23 protein-coding genes are annotated in these 17,574 nt (G+C 55.9%); 1 reads left to right on the top strand and 22 read right to left on the bottom strand.

Annotated features, from left to right (window positions below; translation table 11 throughout):
* Nucleotides 1-48: 48 nt before the first annotated feature.
* The 19 genes from RH831_RS10685 to RH831_RS10595 all read right to left on the bottom strand — a co-directional run bounded on the left by RH831_RS10685 (nt 49) and on the right by RH831_RS10595 (nt 12,078).
* The gene (locus tag RH831_RS10685; protein ID WP_310554186.1) at nt 49-576 is read right to left on the bottom strand and encodes a DUF6884 domain-containing protein; all 528 of its coding nucleotides are present in this window, start codon (nt 574-576) and stop codon (nt 49-51) included.
* 234 nt (nt 577-810) lie between these two features.
* Nucleotides 811-1,275, bottom strand: a complete 465-nt coding sequence (locus RH831_RS10680) for a hypothetical protein (protein WP_310554185.1) — start codon at nt 1,273-1,275, stop codon at nt 811-813.
* 56 nt (nt 1,276-1,331) lie between these two features.
* Complete coding sequence (locus RH831_RS10675) at nt 1,332-1,607, bottom strand: hypothetical protein (RefSeq protein WP_310554184.1); 276 nt, start codon at nt 1,605-1,607, stop codon at nt 1,332-1,334.
* 29 nt (nt 1,608-1,636) lie between these two features.
* Complete coding sequence (locus tag RH831_RS10670; protein ID WP_310554182.1) at nt 1,637-1,939, bottom strand: hypothetical protein; 303 nt, start codon at nt 1,937-1,939, stop codon at nt 1,637-1,639.
* 34 nt (nt 1,940-1,973) lie between these two features.
* Nucleotides 1,974-2,585, bottom strand: a complete 612-nt coding sequence (locus RH831_RS10665) for a DNA-binding protein (RefSeq protein ID WP_310554181.1) — start codon at nt 2,583-2,585, stop codon at nt 1,974-1,976.
* Between the two features lie 61 nt (nt 2,586-2,646).
* On the bottom strand, nt 2,647-3,609 hold the full coding sequence (locus tag RH831_RS10660; RefSeq protein WP_310554180.1) for a replication factor A: 963 nt from the start codon (nt 3,607-3,609) through the stop codon (nt 2,647-2,649).
* 82 nt (nt 3,610-3,691) lie between these two features.
* Nucleotides 3,692-4,240 (bottom strand): reverse transcriptase-like protein, encoded by a 549-nt coding sequence (locus RH831_RS10655; protein WP_310554179.1) that lies wholly within the window; start codon nt 4,238-4,240, stop codon nt 3,692-3,694.
* 6 nt (nt 4,241-4,246) lie between these two features.
* Nucleotides 4,247-4,600, bottom strand: coding sequence for a hypothetical protein (locus tag RH831_RS10650; RefSeq protein WP_310554178.1), 354 nt, complete (start codon nt 4,598-4,600; stop codon nt 4,247-4,249).
* Nucleotides 4,601-4,659: 59 nt separating this feature from the next.
* A complete protein-coding gene (locus tag RH831_RS10645; protein WP_310554177.1) occupies nt 4,660-5,631 on the bottom strand; it encodes a hypothetical protein in 972 nt (323 codons plus the stop codon).
* Nucleotides 5,632-5,808: 177 nt separating this feature from the next.
* Nucleotides 5,809-6,066, bottom strand: coding sequence for a hypothetical protein (locus RH831_RS10640; RefSeq protein ID WP_310554176.1), 258 nt, complete (start codon nt 6,064-6,066; stop codon nt 5,809-5,811).
* Between the two features lie 3 nt (nt 6,067-6,069).
* Nucleotides 6,070-6,471 (bottom strand): hypothetical protein, encoded by a 402-nt coding sequence (locus RH831_RS10635; protein ID WP_310554175.1) that lies wholly within the window; start codon nt 6,469-6,471, stop codon nt 6,070-6,072.
* Between the two features lie 386 nt (nt 6,472-6,857).
* Nucleotides 6,858-7,289 (bottom strand): hypothetical protein, encoded by a 432-nt coding sequence (locus RH831_RS10630; protein ID WP_310554174.1) that lies wholly within the window; start codon nt 7,287-7,289, stop codon nt 6,858-6,860.
* Nucleotides 7,290-7,631: 342 nt separating this feature from the next.
* A complete protein-coding gene (locus RH831_RS10625) occupies nt 7,632-7,928 on the bottom strand; it encodes an ArsR family transcriptional regulator (RefSeq protein WP_310554173.1) in 297 nt (98 codons plus the stop codon).
* Nucleotides 7,929-8,146: 218 nt separating this feature from the next.
* Nucleotides 8,147-8,500 (bottom strand): hypothetical protein, encoded by a 354-nt coding sequence (locus tag RH831_RS10620; RefSeq protein WP_310554172.1) that lies wholly within the window; start codon nt 8,498-8,500, stop codon nt 8,147-8,149.
* Between the two features lie 132 nt (nt 8,501-8,632).
* Nucleotides 8,633-8,986, bottom strand: coding sequence for a DUF4326 domain-containing protein (locus tag RH831_RS10615; RefSeq protein ID WP_310554171.1), 354 nt, complete (start codon nt 8,984-8,986; stop codon nt 8,633-8,635).
* A gap of 104 nt (nt 8,987-9,090) precedes the next feature.
* Entirely contained in the window at nt 9,091-9,582 is a 492-nt protein-coding gene (locus tag RH831_RS10610) for an SLOG family protein (RefSeq protein WP_310554170.1), read from the bottom strand.
* Between the two features lie 223 nt (nt 9,583-9,805).
* Nucleotides 9,806-10,108: a hypothetical protein gene (locus RH831_RS10605; protein WP_310554169.1), complete on the bottom strand. Its 303-nt coding sequence runs from the start codon at nt 10,106-10,108 to the stop codon at nt 9,806-9,808.
* Nucleotides 10,109-10,754: 646 nt separating this feature from the next.
* Nucleotides 10,755-11,147: a hypothetical protein gene (locus RH831_RS10600; protein ID WP_310554168.1), complete on the bottom strand. Its 393-nt coding sequence runs from the start codon at nt 11,145-11,147 to the stop codon at nt 10,755-10,757.
* 289 nt (nt 11,148-11,436) lie between these two features.
* Nucleotides 11,437-12,078 carry a hypothetical protein gene (locus RH831_RS10595; protein ID WP_310554167.1) on the bottom strand — a complete coding sequence of 214 codons (642 nt, stop codon included), beginning with the start codon at nt 12,076-12,078 and terminating at the stop codon, nt 11,437-11,439.
* A 568-nt stretch (nt 12,079-12,646) separates the two neighbouring features.
* Between RH831_RS10595 and RH831_RS10590 the strand changes: the two genes are divergently transcribed.
* Entirely contained in the window at nt 12,647-12,946 is a 300-nt protein-coding gene (locus tag RH831_RS10590; RefSeq protein WP_310554166.1) for a hypothetical protein, read from the top strand.
* A 152-nt stretch (nt 12,947-13,098) separates the two neighbouring features.
* Here the strand turns inward: RH831_RS10590 and RH831_RS10585 are convergent, their stop codons facing one another.
* From RH831_RS10585 to RH831_RS10575, 3 genes are all read right to left on the bottom strand, one after another.
* Nucleotides 13,099-14,457 carry a hypothetical protein gene (locus RH831_RS10585; protein WP_310554165.1) on the bottom strand — a complete coding sequence of 453 codons (1,359 nt, stop codon included), beginning with the start codon at nt 14,455-14,457 and terminating at the stop codon, nt 13,099-13,101.
* A gap of 1,427 nt (nt 14,458-15,884) precedes the next feature.
* On the bottom strand, nt 15,885-16,052 hold the full coding sequence (locus RH831_RS10580) for a DUF1931 domain-containing protein (protein ID WP_310554164.1): 168 nt from the start codon (nt 16,050-16,052) through the stop codon (nt 15,885-15,887).
* Between the two features lie 437 nt (nt 16,053-16,489).
* Nucleotides 16,490-16,696: a hypothetical protein gene (locus RH831_RS10575; RefSeq protein WP_310554163.1), complete on the bottom strand. Its 207-nt coding sequence runs from the start codon at nt 16,694-16,696 to the stop codon at nt 16,490-16,492.
* Nucleotides 16,697-17,574: the final 878 nt, after the last annotated feature.

Below are 17,574 nucleotides of genomic sequence, written 5' to 3'. Positions count from 1 at the left end.
CCCAAAAAAGTAGCCCTGAAAATAGGTTGAATTTGAGAATGATCTGAGTTAGTAATCAGTGAGAGATCCTTGTCGGGATGTTTGCCTAGGGACTGATTGTGATTCAAAAAGGAATGAACAGTCTTCGTGCTCTTCGCGATTATCGAGGTGGTCGGAAAGCCATTCCATTTGGTCACCGATTCCTGATGTATTCTCGAAAGGGAAGGCGAATGTCCCTTGATGGGTTTGGAGAATTGGTTCAATCGCGTCGATGTACTTCTGACCGGCTAAGACGACAAATCGTGTCGAACCCTCGTATTCATCAAGGGTTTCACCGACAGATCGGCGCAGATTGATGAGCTCCGTTGTACTCAATTCGGTAATCGATTTGTCGTAGCTCTCGCTGATCGGACGGTATGGATCTTCGAGACCAAATTTGGCTGAAAGGATGTGGTAATCGTCACAGAACTCCTCCGCAAAATCTCTTTTGAGTTGAAAATAATTCGAGGTGTAGAGTTCTGCGAGAGGGATCAGTCCGCCATCATCCAGGTCCCGCTTTTGGTTGCCGCATCCAACGATTGCGATGGTCCTGGACATTGGCGAATTGGTTATTCGTTTCTGAGTTGGTTGGCCTGATCTTGGAGGAGCTCGAGGATCCCTTTCCGGTCTTTGTGACGCACTTCGTATGACACGTAGGCCCGGACTTTCTCGAGTGACTCAAGGCCACCGATTCGAGCTTTGATCACTTGACGATTTCCGGACTCAAGCCACTTGTCCGGATTGGCGTCTTCGTCTATATCCGGAGTTGGATTCACTGCGGCGGCCATGGGTCTATAATTGTAGTTCGCCGTCTTCGATGAGCAATGTGCCGCATTCGGCGCATTCGACTTGGCTGTATCTCACTTCGACCGTTTGGTCGTGGTGGAACGTATCGTTCTTGCCGTTGTAGCTAACTCCGTCTTTTCGGTTTTCCAGCACGTCGAAATGGTGGGAGTCCTCACAGGCTGGGCAGATATCCGGGAGTTCGTTGGCGGTGACCCCTGAGATATCGGACCACGTTGTAACCGGGAGCTCGAAGATCTTCACTTCAGTAGGCGGGTATTCGGGCGGGATATAATCCCAGACGTATTTTTCAGGGGCTTGTTTGAGGGCCTCTTTGATGACCGGCTCGGTCAGCATCGACATGTCATCGACTTCTTTAGCGAGTTCGTCTTGCAGGTCCTCGGCGTCGAAGGCATCGAGAAGCTCCGGGACTGATCCTACAGTATGGACGTCTTTGGGAATAACTTCACTCATTGGTAGACCACATTCTACCCAAGGTGTTCAAAAATAATAGCCAAAATAATTGACCATTAGTTTCTCCTGTGCCGATTATCGACGTAATCAACTCGCATCTCGAGACCGTTATCAACTCCTTGCTCTCTAAGGATGACCGTCGAATTTTCGGCCTCTACGATCGCGGCTGTGACCGAGTCATCGATCAATTCTCGGGAGACCATGTGGCCTGAACCTGAACCAAAATCGGTGGTTCGTTCATTCACGTAAAGCTCGACAGAGATGTAGTCATCTAAATTGGCTGTTCGAAAGCCGAAAAACCGGAGTCGATCATCTTCTTCGGCCTCGTTCAAAACGTCAAAAAGTGTGGAGTTGGAAATGATCAGGGGTCGGGCGAGTCTGTTCTTTCGATGAGATCGTGGATCAGGTACAGGAAGGCCCACTTTGCTCCCCGTTCTCTTGCGATCTCGATGTAGAGATTGGTCGAAGCTGGTTCTGGAAGCCCATCTGTCTGCTTGACTTGTTCGACAGTTTGATCGATACTGTATTCGAGGCCGTGGACTTCGACTCTGATCAGGGCAGCTTCAACCCAATCATTGAGGGGGATGTATTGGGGGCACTCTCCGATGCCAACATAGGCTGGATTCGATACGACTGACTCAACACGCCGTAGCGGATATTCCATGAAGTTAAAGAGGAGCCAAAGTTGCTCTGCCGCCTCAGCTGTGCGCTGTCGTTTCTGATCCGGTCGCACCGGCCTGCTGTTCAGCCCTGTTTTCGAATTCGACGACCGCCTTGTCGACTTCCGCTCGGAGCTCGTCCATGCTCATGTCGTAGTCATCGACGATCCCCTGATTTGGATGTTCGCCGTTTTCGACCGCGTCGATCCGACGCAGGGTCCGGGCCGTTGCCTGAGCCTGCCATCGGTCGCGAACGGCCTGAGAGATCGTGGTCACTTTTTCAGGCCGAATCGAGACGAAGGTCGAACCGTCGTCTGTCTCGTAGGTGTTGACCTTTCCGATGACGGCCACGAACGTGGGCGCTTCGAGGGACTCGAGTGTTGCCATCGCTTCTGGCTGATACTGCCCTGCGAAGACGTTCACGACGCCTGTGGGGTCAGTCACCCGGGCCCGAAGGTAGGTTTGGTCGTTTCCGACGTCTTCGACCTCTGTGAGTGTGCCCATGAACAGGACACGGTTCGCGACCACGCCAGTTGGGAGGACGGCGAACTTTGGTGAGCGTTCGTCGTCACCTTCTTTGAAGGTGTAGGTGGCTTGGTTGAAGCTCGATGCAAGGACTCGGACTGCCGGTTCGCGCTGGTACTGTGTCATTTTGGGAAACCTCAGTTTTCGAAGGGGGGTAAAAAACCAATTCCAGGCCTAATTTACCCGATTAGGCCAACTGCTCGATAGCGTCGACGTCTTCCTCGCGTGGACCGATCTGGAACTCGGCTTCGTCGACGAAGATGTTGTTGTCGTACATCGATCCTGTGACCTCGAGGTATCGCCCGACGAGCATTTCTTCCATCTCGTTGCGAACGACGGACACATCGAGTGCGTCCTGTGCTTTCTGCTCGGCAGTCTCGAGGTCGATTCCCGTCACTTCTTCAGTGAGATCTGCGTCGAGGTAGACTGTCCGGGAATCGAATCCGTTGTCGAGGATGGCTTTCACCCGAAGGTCGAATTCGCCTTCGACGTTTCCGTGCACGCTGCACCGCCCATCGGTGACGACACGAGAGCACTCGTCTTCGGGACACCGCTTGATGAGGCCACTCGTATCGTTCAGTTCGAGAATGACCCCTTCGAACGTGTTGGTATCCTCGATGGATTCCTCGGCGACTTCGATCGTGGAATTCGGGGTGGAACTGAGTGACAGATCTCCCTGGTATTCCTCGATCACCACGTTTTCGAGGCGATAGGTTTCGCCCTCTTCGAGGACTGGGAATTCCTTGTTCGACCAGACCGTGAGCTTCGTCTGGCCTGTTCCATCGGCGACCAGTCCGACGTTCTGGATGGAATCAGTGTTCGGCTCCCAGGCCTGAGTGAACTTCACGATGACGTCAACCCAGGCGTTTTGGCCGTTCGCTTGGGCTGTTTCGTAGATTTCCTCCATCTCGCTGAGTGAGATGGGGTCGAACTCGTCGGGATCTGAATCGCCGAACAGCTCTTCATCGGCGATGTCGTGTTTGTCCTGGAACTGACTGACCAGGAGTGGCCGGAGTTCGTCCTGTGGGATCTTGTACTCGCCTCGGAATTTTTCGATTGCCTGTTCGACTGCTTCTGGGTCGATTGAAACGTCTTCATCGAACAGTTCAACGACGTCTTCGACCAGATCGGATGTGTTGTTGTCTGACATGGCTGATTATCGGCTGCGGTTTATGACCGATTCTCCAACTTTTTGACGGGAAGAAAAAACAAACAACCCGGGGGAAAACGGCCTACACGATTGATTTGACTGGATTATGTAGTCGTCGGCGCTTCGAGGGAGTCGGCTCTGAATGATTGAGGATGGGATCGACTTCTGCACCTTCTGAGGAGTCCTGATAGATGGCAAACGCATCGCGAGCAAGTGCGTCTGCTTCGGAATTCTCGGATCGATGGATCTTCTGGACCTCTTTGATGGAGGAGAACGAATGGAATAACCGCCGAGCAAGGTCTGCTCCTTGTTGAATTTGCGGATCGTCCCAATTCGAAGGGCGCTCCAATGAACCGAGAACGTGGATATTGTCACCTTTCACCCGCACTCGGTCATAGCCGAGGTCCAGCATTGTTTGGAGGCCTTTGATAGCGCCGACGAATTCAGCGTAATGTGATGTCAAGTTTCCTTGCGATCGGCGGATGGCTCCATATCCGCGCCGAATGACCTCACCTTCGTCGCGAATAACCCACCCATATGTTCCGATATTTTCACCCAACGTAGTTCCGGCGTCGAAATAGAGTTCGGGGAGATCGATCCCCCAAGAAGGTGTCCGGGAGATGAATTCCATCCCAGATCACCGTTCGATTTCGTACCGTGGTCGATTTTCTGTGTGCCCGATACGCTGAATCTTGTAGATGGGATTCACCGTTTGTGGCCCAGTGGTATCTTGGAACATCTGCTGGACCTCAGCAACGGCCATGGGGAAGTACTGAGAGTGGTCAGGTGGGGATTGAGCATGGTATCGCCCAGGGACATCGGCAAGTTCGAACACGGGCACGACCGAAACGACAGCGATCGGGACCCCAGCATGTTCGATGAAGCCCTCGACGGAGATGGCAAAGAGGGATTCGCCGGTTTGGGCAAGAATCCCGTCTCCAATTGTTGTTCCGTGCGGATGAGTTTGCTCAGAACTGATGGATTGACTCATGGTAAGAACCTCCACCAACGACAAAAGGGACAAAAACCAGCTTCCGGCTTCAATTTGGATTAGACCGGCTCGCAATCACGGTGTTGGAGGTGGTTGAGGAGGTCACGCCATGGATCGATCGGGTCTCGAGTGACGCGAACGAGGTGGGCGTTCACGTCGGTTTCCCGGGCGAGATCGGCTTCGACCCACCATTCTTGGATGGTTCCGTGGCCATCGATATCGCCGTCTTCGGTCTCGTAGAGGACGATGATGTAGGTCACGTCTCCAACCACGCCTCGGTAGGCGACTTCGGCGTCGGGCTTGTCGGGCTCGAATTGTTCCCAGTTGCCGATTTGGTCGGGTGGGCTCTCCTCGAATAGACGTGCTTCACGATGCTTTTCTTCTTCCTCGAGCTGGGCTTCGCATTTCTCACGAAGATGCTCGTTGAATTGCTTTTTGACGTCGCGAAGCACGTCCGGGTATTCGTTTTTGCCCCATGTGAGGAGAATGCTCACTTTCTCGGCGTCTTTGACTTGAGAGCGGGCGAATTCCGCTACACCGATACTGAAAGCGGCTTTTCGGGGGTCGCTGACCCGGGGTTCGGGGTATGCAGTCTCGTCGCCTCGAGTGATACTGGAAGCCCAGTCGGTCAATTCACGTCGAGCGGAGTCGTGATGCCCGATTTCTCGGATTACGCCCCGGATGAAGCGTTGTGCGAGCTCGATTTCGGCTTTCTCCGCATCGGTCGGGACGTTTTCTGGAATTTCTGCAAGGTCTGGAAATTCCGTGTGAACACTCGAGGGATGGGGAATCTGTTCGCCTGATTCGTCGGTTGATGGAGTGGTTTCGGTCATGATTTCATGGAAGAGGTCGGTTTCCGCTTCGATCGCGTCGGGATCGACGGCGTCTGCGGGGTGGCAATCGGGGTCAAATCGCCCGATATCGGGGTTGAAGTCCCTTGGAGTAAGGCCAGTATCGACGAGTCGACGCTTGTCGATCCCGTTGGGGAGAGCCATCGCTTCAGTTTCTTTGAAGGGGAGGGGCTGGTCCATGGTCGGCCCCCATTCGTCGATCTCATCAGATTGCTCAGAGCGGCTCAGATTCGCCTCAGAATCGTTCGAGATTCCAAAGGTACTGAGAATCGCTTGACCCTCAGAAGCATTCCTGGGAGTGTGAGGCTCGTTGGAATCCGTGGTACTGTCCAAAGTTGGTCTTGACATGGATATCGTTCACCTCCTGACCCTCGGTTTGTCGAATAACTCCCAGGCGATCTCCTCACGTTTGGTGTTGAGGAACTCGTAAGCGGCCCACCTTGGCCCCTCGAAATCTGCATTGGTGGCCCTTTCGTCAGCGGTGTCATCGATCCCGCCTTGGATCGATGCTTCCATCCCCCAGTCTTCAAACTGCTCGAAGCACAGTCGTGCGACCGTTTTCGCTCGTTCGAGGAGGGCTGACTTCTGTGACCGGGTGAGTTTGCTCCCAGTCATATTTTACAGACCCCGCGTATCAGACAGTAGAACAGCCTGGTAGGGGTAGTTCTCTCCCCCGGGTTCGTCTTCGTTTTGTCGTTCAGCGGCCTCTCGGGCACTTCTCTGGTCTTTGAACCCCCGTTTTTCGACTCGCACGGGAACGACGAGGTGCGATTCGGTCACGTCAATGCTGTGTGGATAGTCATCGTCGAGATCTTCGTACACCTCTTCTGGAAGGTCATCGGGTGGATACTCGGGCATCCAATCGAGAAATCGGGCGGGGAAGGCGTTTCGGAGATTGATGACGCCCCCCTCTTCGAATACCTCTCCTGACATCGTTTGACAGGCGTGTTGTTCATCGGCTTCTGGTGACCGATCGACGAATACGGACCCATCTTCGATGGTGATGGCTGACTGGTCCATTGATTTACTACCTCACTGGTGATATGGGTGGCAAAAATTGGGCCACCAAACCGTCTATTTCCCAGCGGGAGTGCTTGTAGAAATAGTCTGTTCGGGGTCCGGAAGATCGTCGATATCGTTGGGGAGTAGTCCCTTGTCGTAATCGAAGGAGTAGACCGTCTCACATTCGGGGCACTTGACGAGTGGACGGTCTGAATCATTGAAAATCGCTCGAGTGAAGAAATCGTGGCTGTGTCCTACCAGCGAAGGGGAATTGTTCCCACCGATATCATCAACGCTCACTTTTTCAACCGCAGTTACGATCGTCACTAACGTTTCAGCTTGACAGTTCGGGCATTTTTGCATTGTTGGACGCCTCTATTGCATTCAAACGGAGGAAAAAACATTCAGGCCCACGAGTTAAGCCCAGTTTGGCCGGATACTGGGCCCGAAGGTTCGAGGCCTGTTTCTTCGATCACGTATTCTCGAGCCAGCTTTAGAGCGACATCGAGCCCGCATTCTTCGGGTGGATCAACCACTTCGTGATTTTTGTGGTCGTGAGCTCGAACCCACGGTGCCAGACCGATTGTCGAATTCCCGCTCCCTCGGTATGTTTGAACAGTCAGATAGCCCCAGTTATCGATCGTGGGCTCGATTTCGTCGTAGTCTCTATGTGGATTCAACGAACTTTCAGATTCGGCATTCTCGCGGCCATAATAGATGATGTGTTCGCGTTCTTCGAGGAAGTAGTACCCGAGGGTGTGTCCTGGTGGTGGATTCAAAGCGGCTTCTTCACAGCTGAGTGCGACCAGGACTCTGAGGAGTGGCGTTCCATCCACCGAACAGCTCGTTCGATTCCCCACTGGATGACGTTTTCGTGGTCTTCGTCGGGATCGGCGTCTCGTTCGTAGGGTGTAATGCTTCGAGCGAATCCGCTCACTCGGTCATCTAAGACCCGCACACTCACTCCTTGTGCGCCGATTTTTGAGAACACGCCCACAGACCGATCGGTGTGCTGCCCTTCCCAGACGTGACCGTTCTTGTTCGAATCTGGATTGAAGATCCAGTCGTTGACGACAGTCGGGATTTCATAATTATTTGGGAGTGGTGGCTTGTGAACCATTGAGGAACACCTGTTTAAACCGGACTCTGCCTGCAAAATGAGGCCTAAAAACCCCGTTTTAGTCTGCTGTTAAATTTTCGAGTTCTGTTTCGTAGTCAAATGATGCTGCACTATCAGGCTGGTGTTCTTGGTGTATTTCGAGGACTCGCTTTCCTTTATCTGTGATTTCGTATAGACCGCTATTCGGAGCTGGACCTATTTTATTTAAAAGACCATAATCTTCGAGGGCTGGAAGACGAGTGTTGATATAGGATCGATCTTTTTTGATCTCCGGAGACAGATTCGCAGCCAGATTTCGCTTCCCATCGGCTAAAGCGTCAAGTATCCCAAAGTCTGTCGGTGTTGCAAGGCGCATTGGTATATGGTGAAACGTCCTAGTAACTAATAACTTGGGGTCTATTTTATATCTTGATAATTAAATCCTAGATACTGTTGGGGTATGTTTAGAAATTACGAAGTTTGGTTTCTCTGCTCTTGAAGTTGTTTTGTGATCGAATCAGCAATGTCGCGACCGTTGGATCCGTTGTTGGAATCGGGGTTTCCGAGGGAGATGCTTCGGGCCATGGAATCAATTTACCACTCGCGCAGTTCGACGATCGTATGCAAATCCTGGCCGTGGAAACGGTTCCACACGTAGGTGTAGCCTTGATCTCGATTAGTCAGGATCTCGCGAATGGTTCGGGTGACGTTTATCGGACGAACGTGCTCAAGGAATTCGACAACGGCCCAATCAGGGAGATCTTCAATCGAATCAACTGGATCGGGTTCTGAGCCGTACTCTTCAGGCGGGTTGTTGTACGTATGAAACATCTCCTGCTGTTTCTCGTTGGGGAGGGCTTGGGCAATTTCCCGATCGCTGACTTGGAGCTTGTTGCGGAACTGGTTGAACGTCGAAACCACGCAATTTTGCCCGTTTCTGACGGTCATGGGTCAATTCCTCAAGCCCAAGAAAAAGAAGACCAACCGACGAACTAGCGAATGGGGGACGATCAAAACATTCGAATAGAGATGTTCTAATCCAACGCTACGCTATCGGCATACTTTGATCAAGGAGGCCAATTACTTGTATAACAAATCAGCTACGTGAGCAATCACCTCGCCATGGCAGGCAGGTCCTTCATCTACCAAATTTTGGCAGAAACATCCGAGATTCTCGCCTTTCAATTCTGCAACTGCATGTCGAAATTCTTTGTCGCTTTCAATCCGGTCAAGAAAATCCCGAGTGAATCGAGCTATCGATTCTTCACGGTCGTAATCCGATAGCGGATATGGGTTTCCGAGCCATCCGTACTCGCCCACTTCACTGTTTAGTATGTGTACATCACCTCCCTCGCCCCGTCCGATGTACACATCTGTTTCATCTTCGTGGATCTTTCCAACTCTGCTACTGAACTGGGTTTTACTGTTTGTCATAATTGGAAAAGCACGGGATCGAGGTGGTCGTACTTTGTTGGCTCTTCAATTCCACCAATGGGAACCACAAAAACGTCAACATCGCCGAGGACTTCGCGACCAATCTAGATCATCGATTCGGTCCCACTACTGGGGAGGTCCGGAAGCGCGAGAAGGGCGCCTTGCTCGGCGTAGAACTTTGCGTACTCGGCCATCCATCGGTTCCTTCGGGGCCCCGCAGCGGCGTCGTACTTTCCGTACTGTCCTTCTCGAACGACTGCATCGGGATGGTCGATATCGTCCCATTCTGGCTCGAACCGGGCGATAGGCAGATCGTTCTTATCGGCCCACTTCTCGCCGAACGTATCGACGCCATCAGCTCCGCCAGAGATGACGGCGATTGGATTGAAGGGGAGCGATTCGATTGCACTATCGATCAGGAGCGACAGGCCGGGCTCGGAGAGCTCGTCCGTTGCCGATTGGGAGCCAGCGATTATCAGGACCTTTCCAGAGGTCGGGATCGATTCTCCATAGAGAATCTGGTCGGGCTCTCGAATGGCGGAGTTCGTGAGCGAGCGACTGTTAGCGCCTTTGACGCCATCGGAATTGCGAGTCATTCGATGGAACTCACTTTGGTTCTCGGGCCACGATGGTACACGAGTCCGTTTTTCAAGGCCTCCTCGAGGGCTTGTTCGACTTCCGTGGGCGAGACACCGTGGGTCCGTTCGGCTTCTTCAATCACTTCGTAGATACTGACGTCACTCCCACCGAGGGACAAAAACGAACGATCGAGGTCGTCCTTCGGCCGACTAGTGTCACTACCTACCCGAGATTCGCTTACTACTGTCTCTGGACTTCGAGTGCGAGAGCGACAGCTTCGCAAAGGTCGTCTTCATCGAAGAACCAGTCATCGTCCTCGAGCATATCCCCGACATCGTCCCAGGTGTACTCGAGCCACCCCATGCGTTCGGAGAGGACAGGGTCTTTCCGGAGGACCTGGAGGGCGCGTTCGGTATCGTTCATCGACTCAGAAATCGACGTCGCCTCGTGATACGCAGTGAGCAACTTGTATCGGGCGTTGGCAGACCGGAGCGCTTCGGTGAGATACTCCTCCGGAGCGTTGGGAATCAACGTCTCGACCATTCGAAACGGGACGAGAAGGTTAGCGATGACCCCACTATCGACTTCTACCGTACTAGCGTCAGCTTGTTCATGAGAGACCATGTCTCACACTGACAGGGACGAAAAAAAAGGAGATGAGGCGTGCTCTGGAGACACGGATAGATGGCCGCCTGCTCTTGGGGCTTCTGTATACCACTCTAGACATCTATGGTGGCCTGCTTTTGGGACACCTCCCTCTAGTGGTATGGTGGCCTGCTCTTGGGGCCCCTTTCCCACTATAGTAGGATGTCAGCCTGCTCTTGGGGAAAGCGGGTGCTCTGGAGACCTGGAGCCGGGCGGGGGCGGGCGGTCTGGCGGCCATGGTGTGGGTGAGTGCTGTCAAACTGACCCCCTTCGGGAGCCATCCCCCGCCACACCTCCTTCTGCACCCCTCTCCCATAATAGTCCCCTCTCAATTTGCATCGTTGAAATTGGCAGAATCGAATCGGCGGAAACCGGCGAACTTGTGCTGAACTACCGGCAAAACCCTGAGTCAGTGGCCCGCAGACAACCCTGAAAATCGAGCATAGATTGGGACCTCTCACGATAATTACCTCGCACCGACTCAGGGAGGCCAAAAAACGAAGTGACGCGCCATCAGTCTACTAAAGAATTCCAGCGCCATCCGTCAGGCGGTCTTGCCTCCCTGAGTCGAGCGGGTCACGGATTCAGGTCCCCCAACGGCTTTCGGCAGTTTGTCGGGATCGAACCCGGATTTCTCGACAGCCAGCTTGAAGAGTCCGAATACCCCAGCCGTCTGCGATTCGAAGGATTCGATGCCGTGCCATCGATCCCAGCCACCTTGGCTTCGCTGCTCGAGCGTGTACCCTCGCCCGGACCTGGTTTCGCGAAGACGCAGCTCGATTGGCTCCACGAACGTATTCCGGATCCGAAGCTGGATAGCCGTCACCGTCCGAAGATCCTCGCGTTGCAGGGAGACGTCATCGACGGCTTCCTGGACCTCGAACAGGCTCATGTACTGCTCGAGGATCGTGTAGATCGTTACTTCCTGGGCGCTCATAACTCAGAACACCTGCTTTCGCCCGGTGTCGATCGGAGCCGCTGCGGATGACGCGCCCTCGGGCAGGGGGCCATCATCGGTCGGACCAGTTGGCAGTTCGCTGCATTCACATTTCCGGTAGCTCGGGTGTTTGCACATGGTCAAAACCCTCAATTCGCTCAAAGGAGAGAAAAATCAGAGCCGGGTGTGTGTGCTCGGCCATGCCTTATGTAACGAATCGTGCTGGGGGATCCGGATTCTGTTACATAAGGCGTGGGAAGCAAAAAGGGGGTTGCGACGGCGACTGCGTTCAGTCGCCGCCTGCGACAGCGTGCGCCTCAGCCGCCGGGCGCTCGCGGGACGCTGCCGGGGCTTCAGCCGGCTCGGCCTGCTCCTCGGCCTCCTGCTCGGCGAAGTGGGACTCCCAGTCGACCGTCTCGCGGATGTCGAGCGCGACGACCGGGATGCCCTCGGCGATGGCGTTTCGGACCGTGCGAGTGAGACCCTGCGGCGTGGAACCATCCGAGAGGATCAGCACGCCGTCAGGCCGGGGCGTGTTCTTCGCGATGGCGATGGCCTGATCGAGGTCGGTTTCGATGTAGTCCTCGGGGTCGTGCATGAGCGCCTTTTCGGCGAGCGTCTGCGCCTGCCCGATCGCCCGACCGATTTCATCCTCGCCGACGTCGAAGGAATCGTGATTGACGAGCTTCTTCCCGGAGATGGGCTCGTTGACGACTTCCTCGATACCGTCGATTTCCTCGAACGCCTCGCCGACCGAGTACTCGCGCCCGAAGAGGATCGTGCGGCCCTCGAGCGAGCCGACGCCCATCATCTCCTCGAGGCCTTTTTCGAGACCGTATTCAAGGACCTCCGCGAGGCCATCGAATTCGTCCGTGAGTTTTTCTTCGTTCTGGAACATACCGTGGGTCGAGACCAAGATATTTCGTTTCATGGTTACCTCGGAGTTTCGAAGTGTCGAAGGCGGATCGCCCCCTCTGGGCTACTCACCTTCAGTTTTTCAGGAGGAATAAAAACCAGAAGCCTCGGTGTCGGCACGCCCGACAGGCCTGCGTTGCGGTGACTGCTGCGCTTCTGGCTCATTCCTCTCAGTTTTCGACGAGGAACACAAACCAACGGAAGGAGAGCTTGTGCCCCGGAACGACGCATTACCGCTGGATAGGCCGAGCGGTGGACTCGGCGCCATCAGGAAGTTTGTGATCGGACTCTGCATCGACGAACTCAGTGGGGTCGTGCATCAATCGAAACCTCCAATTCAGAACAAGAGGTGCAAAAATAACTGGAAGTAATCAGCCCCACACGACAGACCGAAGACGGCGGGCAGCCCGCCGAACGCGGGGATGCGGCGGCAACACGGGGGAGTGGTAAAACCGATAGTATGTAGCGGCCTCCACCGCAACGTCAAGCGCGGTCTCAAACGGCAGATGGGCCGCATGAGGCCGCAACGTCGACGGCGCAAGCCGGGAAACGTCGAACCGCGAAACCGGGTACTCTTGAGAAGAGTGGATCACGACCCGCACCCCGTCAGGGTACACAGGGTGCGAGATCGCGAGCCGCCCGTGGGGGTTCAGGTTGTCAGGGGCGTGGACGTCAACGGAGTATCGAAAGCGGAGGCTCTGGAGGTGGGTGAGGTGACCGTCAACAACTACTGGTCTGGTACCAACCTTGGAACAGTAGTCTTCGAATCGAATCTCCTCCATCCGGATTTCAAACGGATCGGAGAGATTGCGAACGAGCTCAGGAATTCGGGCCATGGTGCAATGTCACTATCCAGGACCTCCACCTTCGCAGGGGGAAAATAAAACAGAACCGACACCCAGGCAGCGTGGATCGCGCCCGGCATCGGCCAGAGCGGGACGTATGCCCGGCACGACTGGAGCGTTCCGTCAGGAACCGCCCCCTACGTAGCATACGGAAAAAAGAAAAGCCGAATCGAAGACCCGAAGGCCCCCGATTACAGCCCGATTGACGGGCCGGTGCCAGTCGCGACCGAGAAATCCTGCGAGACAGCCTCCTGGGGGTCACCCTCGTAGCTAACCTCGACGTCCCACGCTCCATCCGGCGAGCCGCCTTCGCCACGCTCCTCAACCCGGATCAGGGTGTCCGAATCTGCTGCCAGCGTGGTGCGCCATCCACCCTTGTACCACGCATTCACCCGAGCGCCCCGGATCTGCAGCACATCGCCCTCAACCAGGCGTTCCTCGCCATCCGGGGTGTCCCAATCTGCGTTCGACCGCTTCCAGATGGTGAACTTCATCTTGATCCCCGACTCCTCCGCGTCATCGACCGGCTTCACCAGACCAACCTGGAACTGCGAGTCTCCCGCAGGATCCCACAACTGATCCACCTGGACTCGCACATTCACGTTGTCATCACCATCGTAGATCGAGACATCACGCGGGGACTCCAACCGGGGGACCAGATCCGGACCTTCGATGTCACTCCAACCCTGACACCCCATCTCCGGCCACTCGCCGTCCGTGACCCGGTTGATTGCCTCGCTCACCGTGGCACCCGCGTCCAGTTCCGCGCCGATCTCCGCAGCCACCGACTCCTCATCATCCTCATCAGCCGACTCACCGAAGGGGTTGATGTCTCCCAGCCGCTTGTGCATTCGACCATCCTCCTGCCAATCCTGGATGGTGCCTTCCAGCGCGTCGAGGGGGGAGTCACCCACGTATGCCACGCGAGCCGCGACATCCCGCATGAACTCGCCAACCGTGGCACCCTCGACAAATTCCGCAGCGTGATCCTGAGCGCGTTCCTGCAGGACCTCGCGGAACTCCGCGTCGATATCGGCCAATGGGTCACGATCGTTCCAATCACGCGGAGCCTGCACAGCCCGCGAATCGCGCTCGGCCCGGCGCTCGGCTGCTGCCTCGCTCACATTCGACCTATGAATCGCTTCGACATCCTGACCCCCCAACTGCTGTTCGAGGGACTGCTGTGCCGACGCTCGCGTATCGGCATGACGCTCACGCTCCTCGAGTTCGCCCCGAATCCGCTCCTCCGTGGCGAGCGGCACCGATTCCGGATTCTCGAGGATTTCTCGCGCCCGGACCTTCCAATCCGGATCAGCATGCCGACCCTGCCGGTTCGTCACTGCCGCCTGCATGGGCGTCACATCTTCGAACCCGTCATTCTCCATCGCACCTGCACTCGCCAGGATCACCTGCTGCTGCTCCGCGTTCCCGAACAACTCCGACTGGACCGAGAACGGCGAATCCACCATGCCGCTCATCGCCATGAACCGTTCGGCCTGAGACTGTTCAACCGACTGTGCGCCAAACTGACTGCTGTTGGTACCAGACATTGTTATTTCACCCAAGCTGGGCAAAAACCGCAACTGACCGCTCGCGACTCGCCACAACCGCCGACGGAGTCGCGCACGCCCCTGACGGGGCCAATTTATTCTATGATCTGGTCGTCGAAGACGACCGAGGCGAAGGAAGGGAGAGATCGTATTGCGAGGAGTGCTGAGACGGCCGATGAGCTTGCTCATCGGAAGCGGTCCGTCTCAGCGCCCGCAGCCTTCGATCTCCCCTCACTCGCCGAAGAGTTACCCATATACGGCTCGTCCGCCTGCGGTCAGGCGGATCGCCCGGCACGACGCATTCTGCATGCGATGAAGTCCGCTCGCCCGCGAGGAGCAACAAACGCGGTCGGGGGCGGGCCGACCGCCGGGAACTTAACCCCCGTCGAAGGGGCGGTGTTGGTCGGTTGAAGGGGCGTTGTTGGGGGGGATTAAGTTCCTGTAACCGTCGCAACGGCGACCCCGCGTTGCGGGGCGTTGGGGATGGAGTCGCCGTCCGTCGGCGGCTCGCAGCGCCGTGTCGGTGAAGTGTCCGACCGGCGCGAGAGCGTTGTTGCCCGAAGCAAGAGTCGGTCGAATCTGCATGCGAAGGAGTCGCGCCCGGCAGCCCGCGAATGGGCCAAGAAAAGGCTTCCACGTCGCAACCAAGTCCGTCGTGGAATAGTGTCAGGCCCACAAGCCCGGCAGTGTTCGCGAGCCCTACGGCGAAGCGCGAACACGACTACGCGAGCACCGCAAGCGGTCGTTGAGGAGCGCAGTCGAGCGCGGCGTATAGGGTAACTCAGATTAATGGTAGCAGGGAACTACGTACCCCGCGCGGTCGAAGGAGGTGCGCCGCCGGCCCGTATGGCGCACCCGAGCACGATGGAAGCTCGCGCTGAGGCGCGAGCAGTCTCGCGCGCAGTTCCGTACCCCGGGAGGGACCCGCTCGGTGGTCAGAGCGGGAGGGACCCGGGGTGCGCGGGCAGGTAAACGTCGGCGCGATGCGTGGCGGGGCGGTCGCGCCGATCGGCAAACTGACCGCGCAGGAATCCCGAGGGATACTTGCCCCCCAACGTTGTTGGTCGGTTGACCTAGAACCTGGGTGTCCACCGCCGGGAAGTTCTCTCGCTCGGTAACCGGAGACCTGACGCGGTCGATCTCGGGTGAAGGGACCCGCTCGGCGTCTAGAGCGGGCAGGTTCGCCCGACGATCGTGACCCGGCGATCAGGTCCCGGACCGTGCGAGAAGGGGCCCGGCCCTGCGGAGAGGGCAAGCATACCTCACACGGTCGTGAGGTTTCCGGGCATCGCCTCTCTCGAAAACTGAAATCAGGTCTTTCAGGAAGCGGGCAATCTCGAGCCCGCCCTGACGCCGTAAGCACACCACCGTCGCGCAGCGGCGGCACGGCGGGTCGAGGCGACCGGCTTCCTGGACGGTGGGCTTGCCTACAGGTCTCGCGGCTGCACCGTCTTCCGGTCGTTCGCCTCCGCTCGTTCACTCGCCCGATCGAGGAGCTCGCCTACCTCCTCATCCAGCGCCTCGTAAAACTCCGAGGAGACGTTCTTTTCACCGACCGCTTCCTTGACTGCTGCCTTGACGATTAGCTCCGACATGCGACAACTAATTCTCCGGTCTCAACCCCCTTAAACCCTCGCAGATCGTATCAGCGCCCTCGACGTCTACCCCCGGCGGCGCAACGACTCTCAATGACCCGGTACGGTCACCCGGTAGACCATGACCCGGTACGGTTACCGGGTCGTCTTGTACTCGGCAAAAAAAGACGTCGTGGCCTACAGATCGGAATCTCCCCACCCACAATTTGCCGAACACGACTTGCTCGAGATCGTCGGCGGCGTCGACGTCGAGTTTGATCGAACCACTACCCCGACCTCGCACCTGGGGCACGGCCTGTCCGTGACCCACGCCCCATACCAGCCTTCCTCGCCCGATGCCCGATCGTCGATGTGCGGCAACCGCTGAACTGTCGCCTCGTGCTCCTTCTCCAACCCCGCCTCATCGAACTCCGGCTCCCGCCGGGCTCGTTCCTGCATCATCGGTCGCCCTCCATCGTGTGCGTGAACCCCGACCCACGCATCGCGCCTCGACCCTCCGGGATGAACTCGCGTTCATCGCGAATCCGACCTCGAGCTGGCAGGCTCTCTGACCCGACTTGACGCTTCCGCTCCTCCGGCGTGATCCCGTGCGACCGCTCGATACTCCCCAGGGTCGACTGGACTCCTGCAGTACTACTGCTCATAGTTCAATTCCTCACGGCGCAGAAAAACTCCAGCCACCCTGCGCTACCCGACCTCGCTTTCCCCGCGTCTCCCGTCTCCGCGATATCCAAACCACAGCTCGAGTCCGTTACTCACTACGTTCCTGTGCCATCGTGAACCCCACCCCATCACTTAGCCAGCCCTGGTGGGGCAACCCTCTATCTAATCCTGGGTGTCCCACACCCATTTCAGCCTAACTGATATTTCCATCTCCCTCCAAGCCCTGTCCCGGCGTCTGCTCTACACCTCTCCCGACATCCTTCTCTATTACTACTATTTCCCCACCCCCCTTACGGAAGTAGAAACAGGATTTGGGGTTGTGAAAACTGGCTTAGATTTGCCTATAGATCGTTTACTCGCTTCTAATCAAATAACCGGGGTTGTGAAAAAATCAAAATCCGGGTTTTGTCTCCAAATCGGTTGTGTGAGGGCTTGATAGTTATAAATTCGGGCGATTGAGCCCGATAGGGTGCCATCTGATGTATTCTGGAAATCTAATCGGTTGTGTGACGCCCCAAAACCCCATAATTCGGCGTTTTGCCCACTTTAACCGACGTCTCAACCCATTAATTTGGGCTAAACAGTTGTGTGAGGGCTTGAAACGGTTGAAATATGGAAAATTGATACAACTAGTGGAATAGATCGAGCAATATGCAGGAAAACGGTTGTGTGAGGGGCTGTATAGGTAGAAATTGGTTTATTCACTCTATTAGTGTACAATAGGAAACGAGAATATAGTCTGGTTTGGGGTTTTCAGCCTCTCTAAACCCGTTTATCCGTCACATCAACCTTGCAAGGGGGCTTCTATTAGAATAGTGCCAAAAAAACTGCGCGGAGATTGTGAAGGATGATATCAAAA

The sequence above is a fragment of the Halodesulfurarchaeum sp. HSR-GB genome (assembly GCF_031432215.1).
In the GTDB taxonomy this organism is placed as follows: Archaea; Halobacteriota; Halobacteria; order Halobacteriales; family Halobacteriaceae; genus Halodesulfurarchaeum.
The sequence above is the reverse complement of the archived record's forward strand: the minus strand, read 5'-3'. Positions and strand labels throughout refer to the sequence as shown.

Coding starts and splice junctions, on each gene's coding strand:
- RH831_RS10685 (WP_310554186.1), bottom strand. CDS start 576: ATGTCCAGGACCATCGCAATCGTTGGATGCGGCAACCAAAAGCGGGAC.
- RH831_RS10680 (WP_310554185.1), bottom strand. CDS start 1,275: ATGAGTGAAGTTATTCCCAAAGACGTCCATACTGTAGGATCAGTCCCG.
- RH831_RS10670 (WP_310554182.1), bottom strand. CDS start 1,939: ATGGAATATCCGCTACGGCGTGTTGAGTCAGTCGTATCGAATCCAGCC.
- RH831_RS10665 (WP_310554181.1), bottom strand. CDS start 2,585: ATGACACAGTACCAGCGCGAACCGGCAGTCCGAGTCCTTGCATCGAGC.
- RH831_RS10660 (WP_310554180.1), bottom strand. CDS start 3,609: ATGTCAGACAACAACACATCCGATCTGGTCGAAGACGTCGTTGAACTG.
- RH831_RS10655 (WP_310554179.1), bottom strand. CDS start 4,240: ATGGAATTCATCTCCCGGACACCTTCTTGGGGGATCGATCTCCCCGAA.
- RH831_RS10650 (WP_310554178.1), bottom strand. CDS start 4,600: ATGAGTCAATCCATCAGTTCTGAGCAAACTCATCCGCACGGAACAACA.
- RH831_RS10645 (WP_310554177.1), bottom strand. CDS start 5,631: ATGGACCAGCCCCTCCCCTTCAAAGAAACTGAAGCGATGGCTCTCCCC.
- RH831_RS10640 (WP_310554176.1), bottom strand. CDS start 6,066: ATGACTGGGAGCAAACTCACCCGGTCACAGAAGTCAGCCCTCCTCGAA.
- RH831_RS10635 (WP_310554175.1), bottom strand. CDS start 6,471: ATGGACCAGTCAGCCATCACCATCGAAGATGGGTCCGTATTCGTCGAT.
- RH831_RS10625 (WP_310554173.1), bottom strand. CDS start 7,928: ATGCGCCTTGCAACACCGACAGACTTTGGGATACTTGACGCTTTAGCC.
- RH831_RS10620 (WP_310554172.1), bottom strand. CDS start 8,500: ATGACCGTCAGAAACGGGCAAAATTGCGTGGTTTCGACGTTCAACCAG.
- RH831_RS10615 (WP_310554171.1), bottom strand. CDS start 8,986: ATGACAAACAGTAAAACCCAGTTCAGTAGCAGAGTTGGAAAGATCCAC.
- RH831_RS10610 (WP_310554170.1), bottom strand. CDS start 9,582: ATGACTCGCAATTCCGATGGCGTCAAAGGCGCTAACAGTCGCTCGCTC.
- RH831_RS10605 (WP_310554169.1), bottom strand. CDS start 10,108: ATGGTCGAGACGTTGATTCCCAACGCTCCGGAGGAGTATCTCACCGAA.
- RH831_RS10600 (WP_310554168.1), bottom strand. CDS start 11,147: ATGAGCGCCCAGGAAGTAACGATCTACACGATCCTCGAGCAGTACATG.
- RH831_RS10595 (WP_310554167.1), bottom strand. CDS start 12,078: ATGAAACGAAATATCTTGGTCTCGACCCACGGTATGTTCCAGAACGAA.
- RH831_RS10585 (WP_310554165.1), bottom strand. CDS start 14,457: ATGTCTGGTACCAACAGCAGTCAGTTTGGCGCACAGTCGGTTGAACAG.
- RH831_RS10580 (WP_310554164.1), bottom strand. CDS start 16,052: ATGTCGGAGCTAATCGTCAAGGCAGCAGTCAAGGAAGCGGTCGGTGAA.
- RH831_RS10575 (WP_310554163.1), bottom strand. CDS start 16,696: ATGAGCAGTAGTACTGCAGGAGTCCAGTCGACCCTGGGGAGTATCGAG.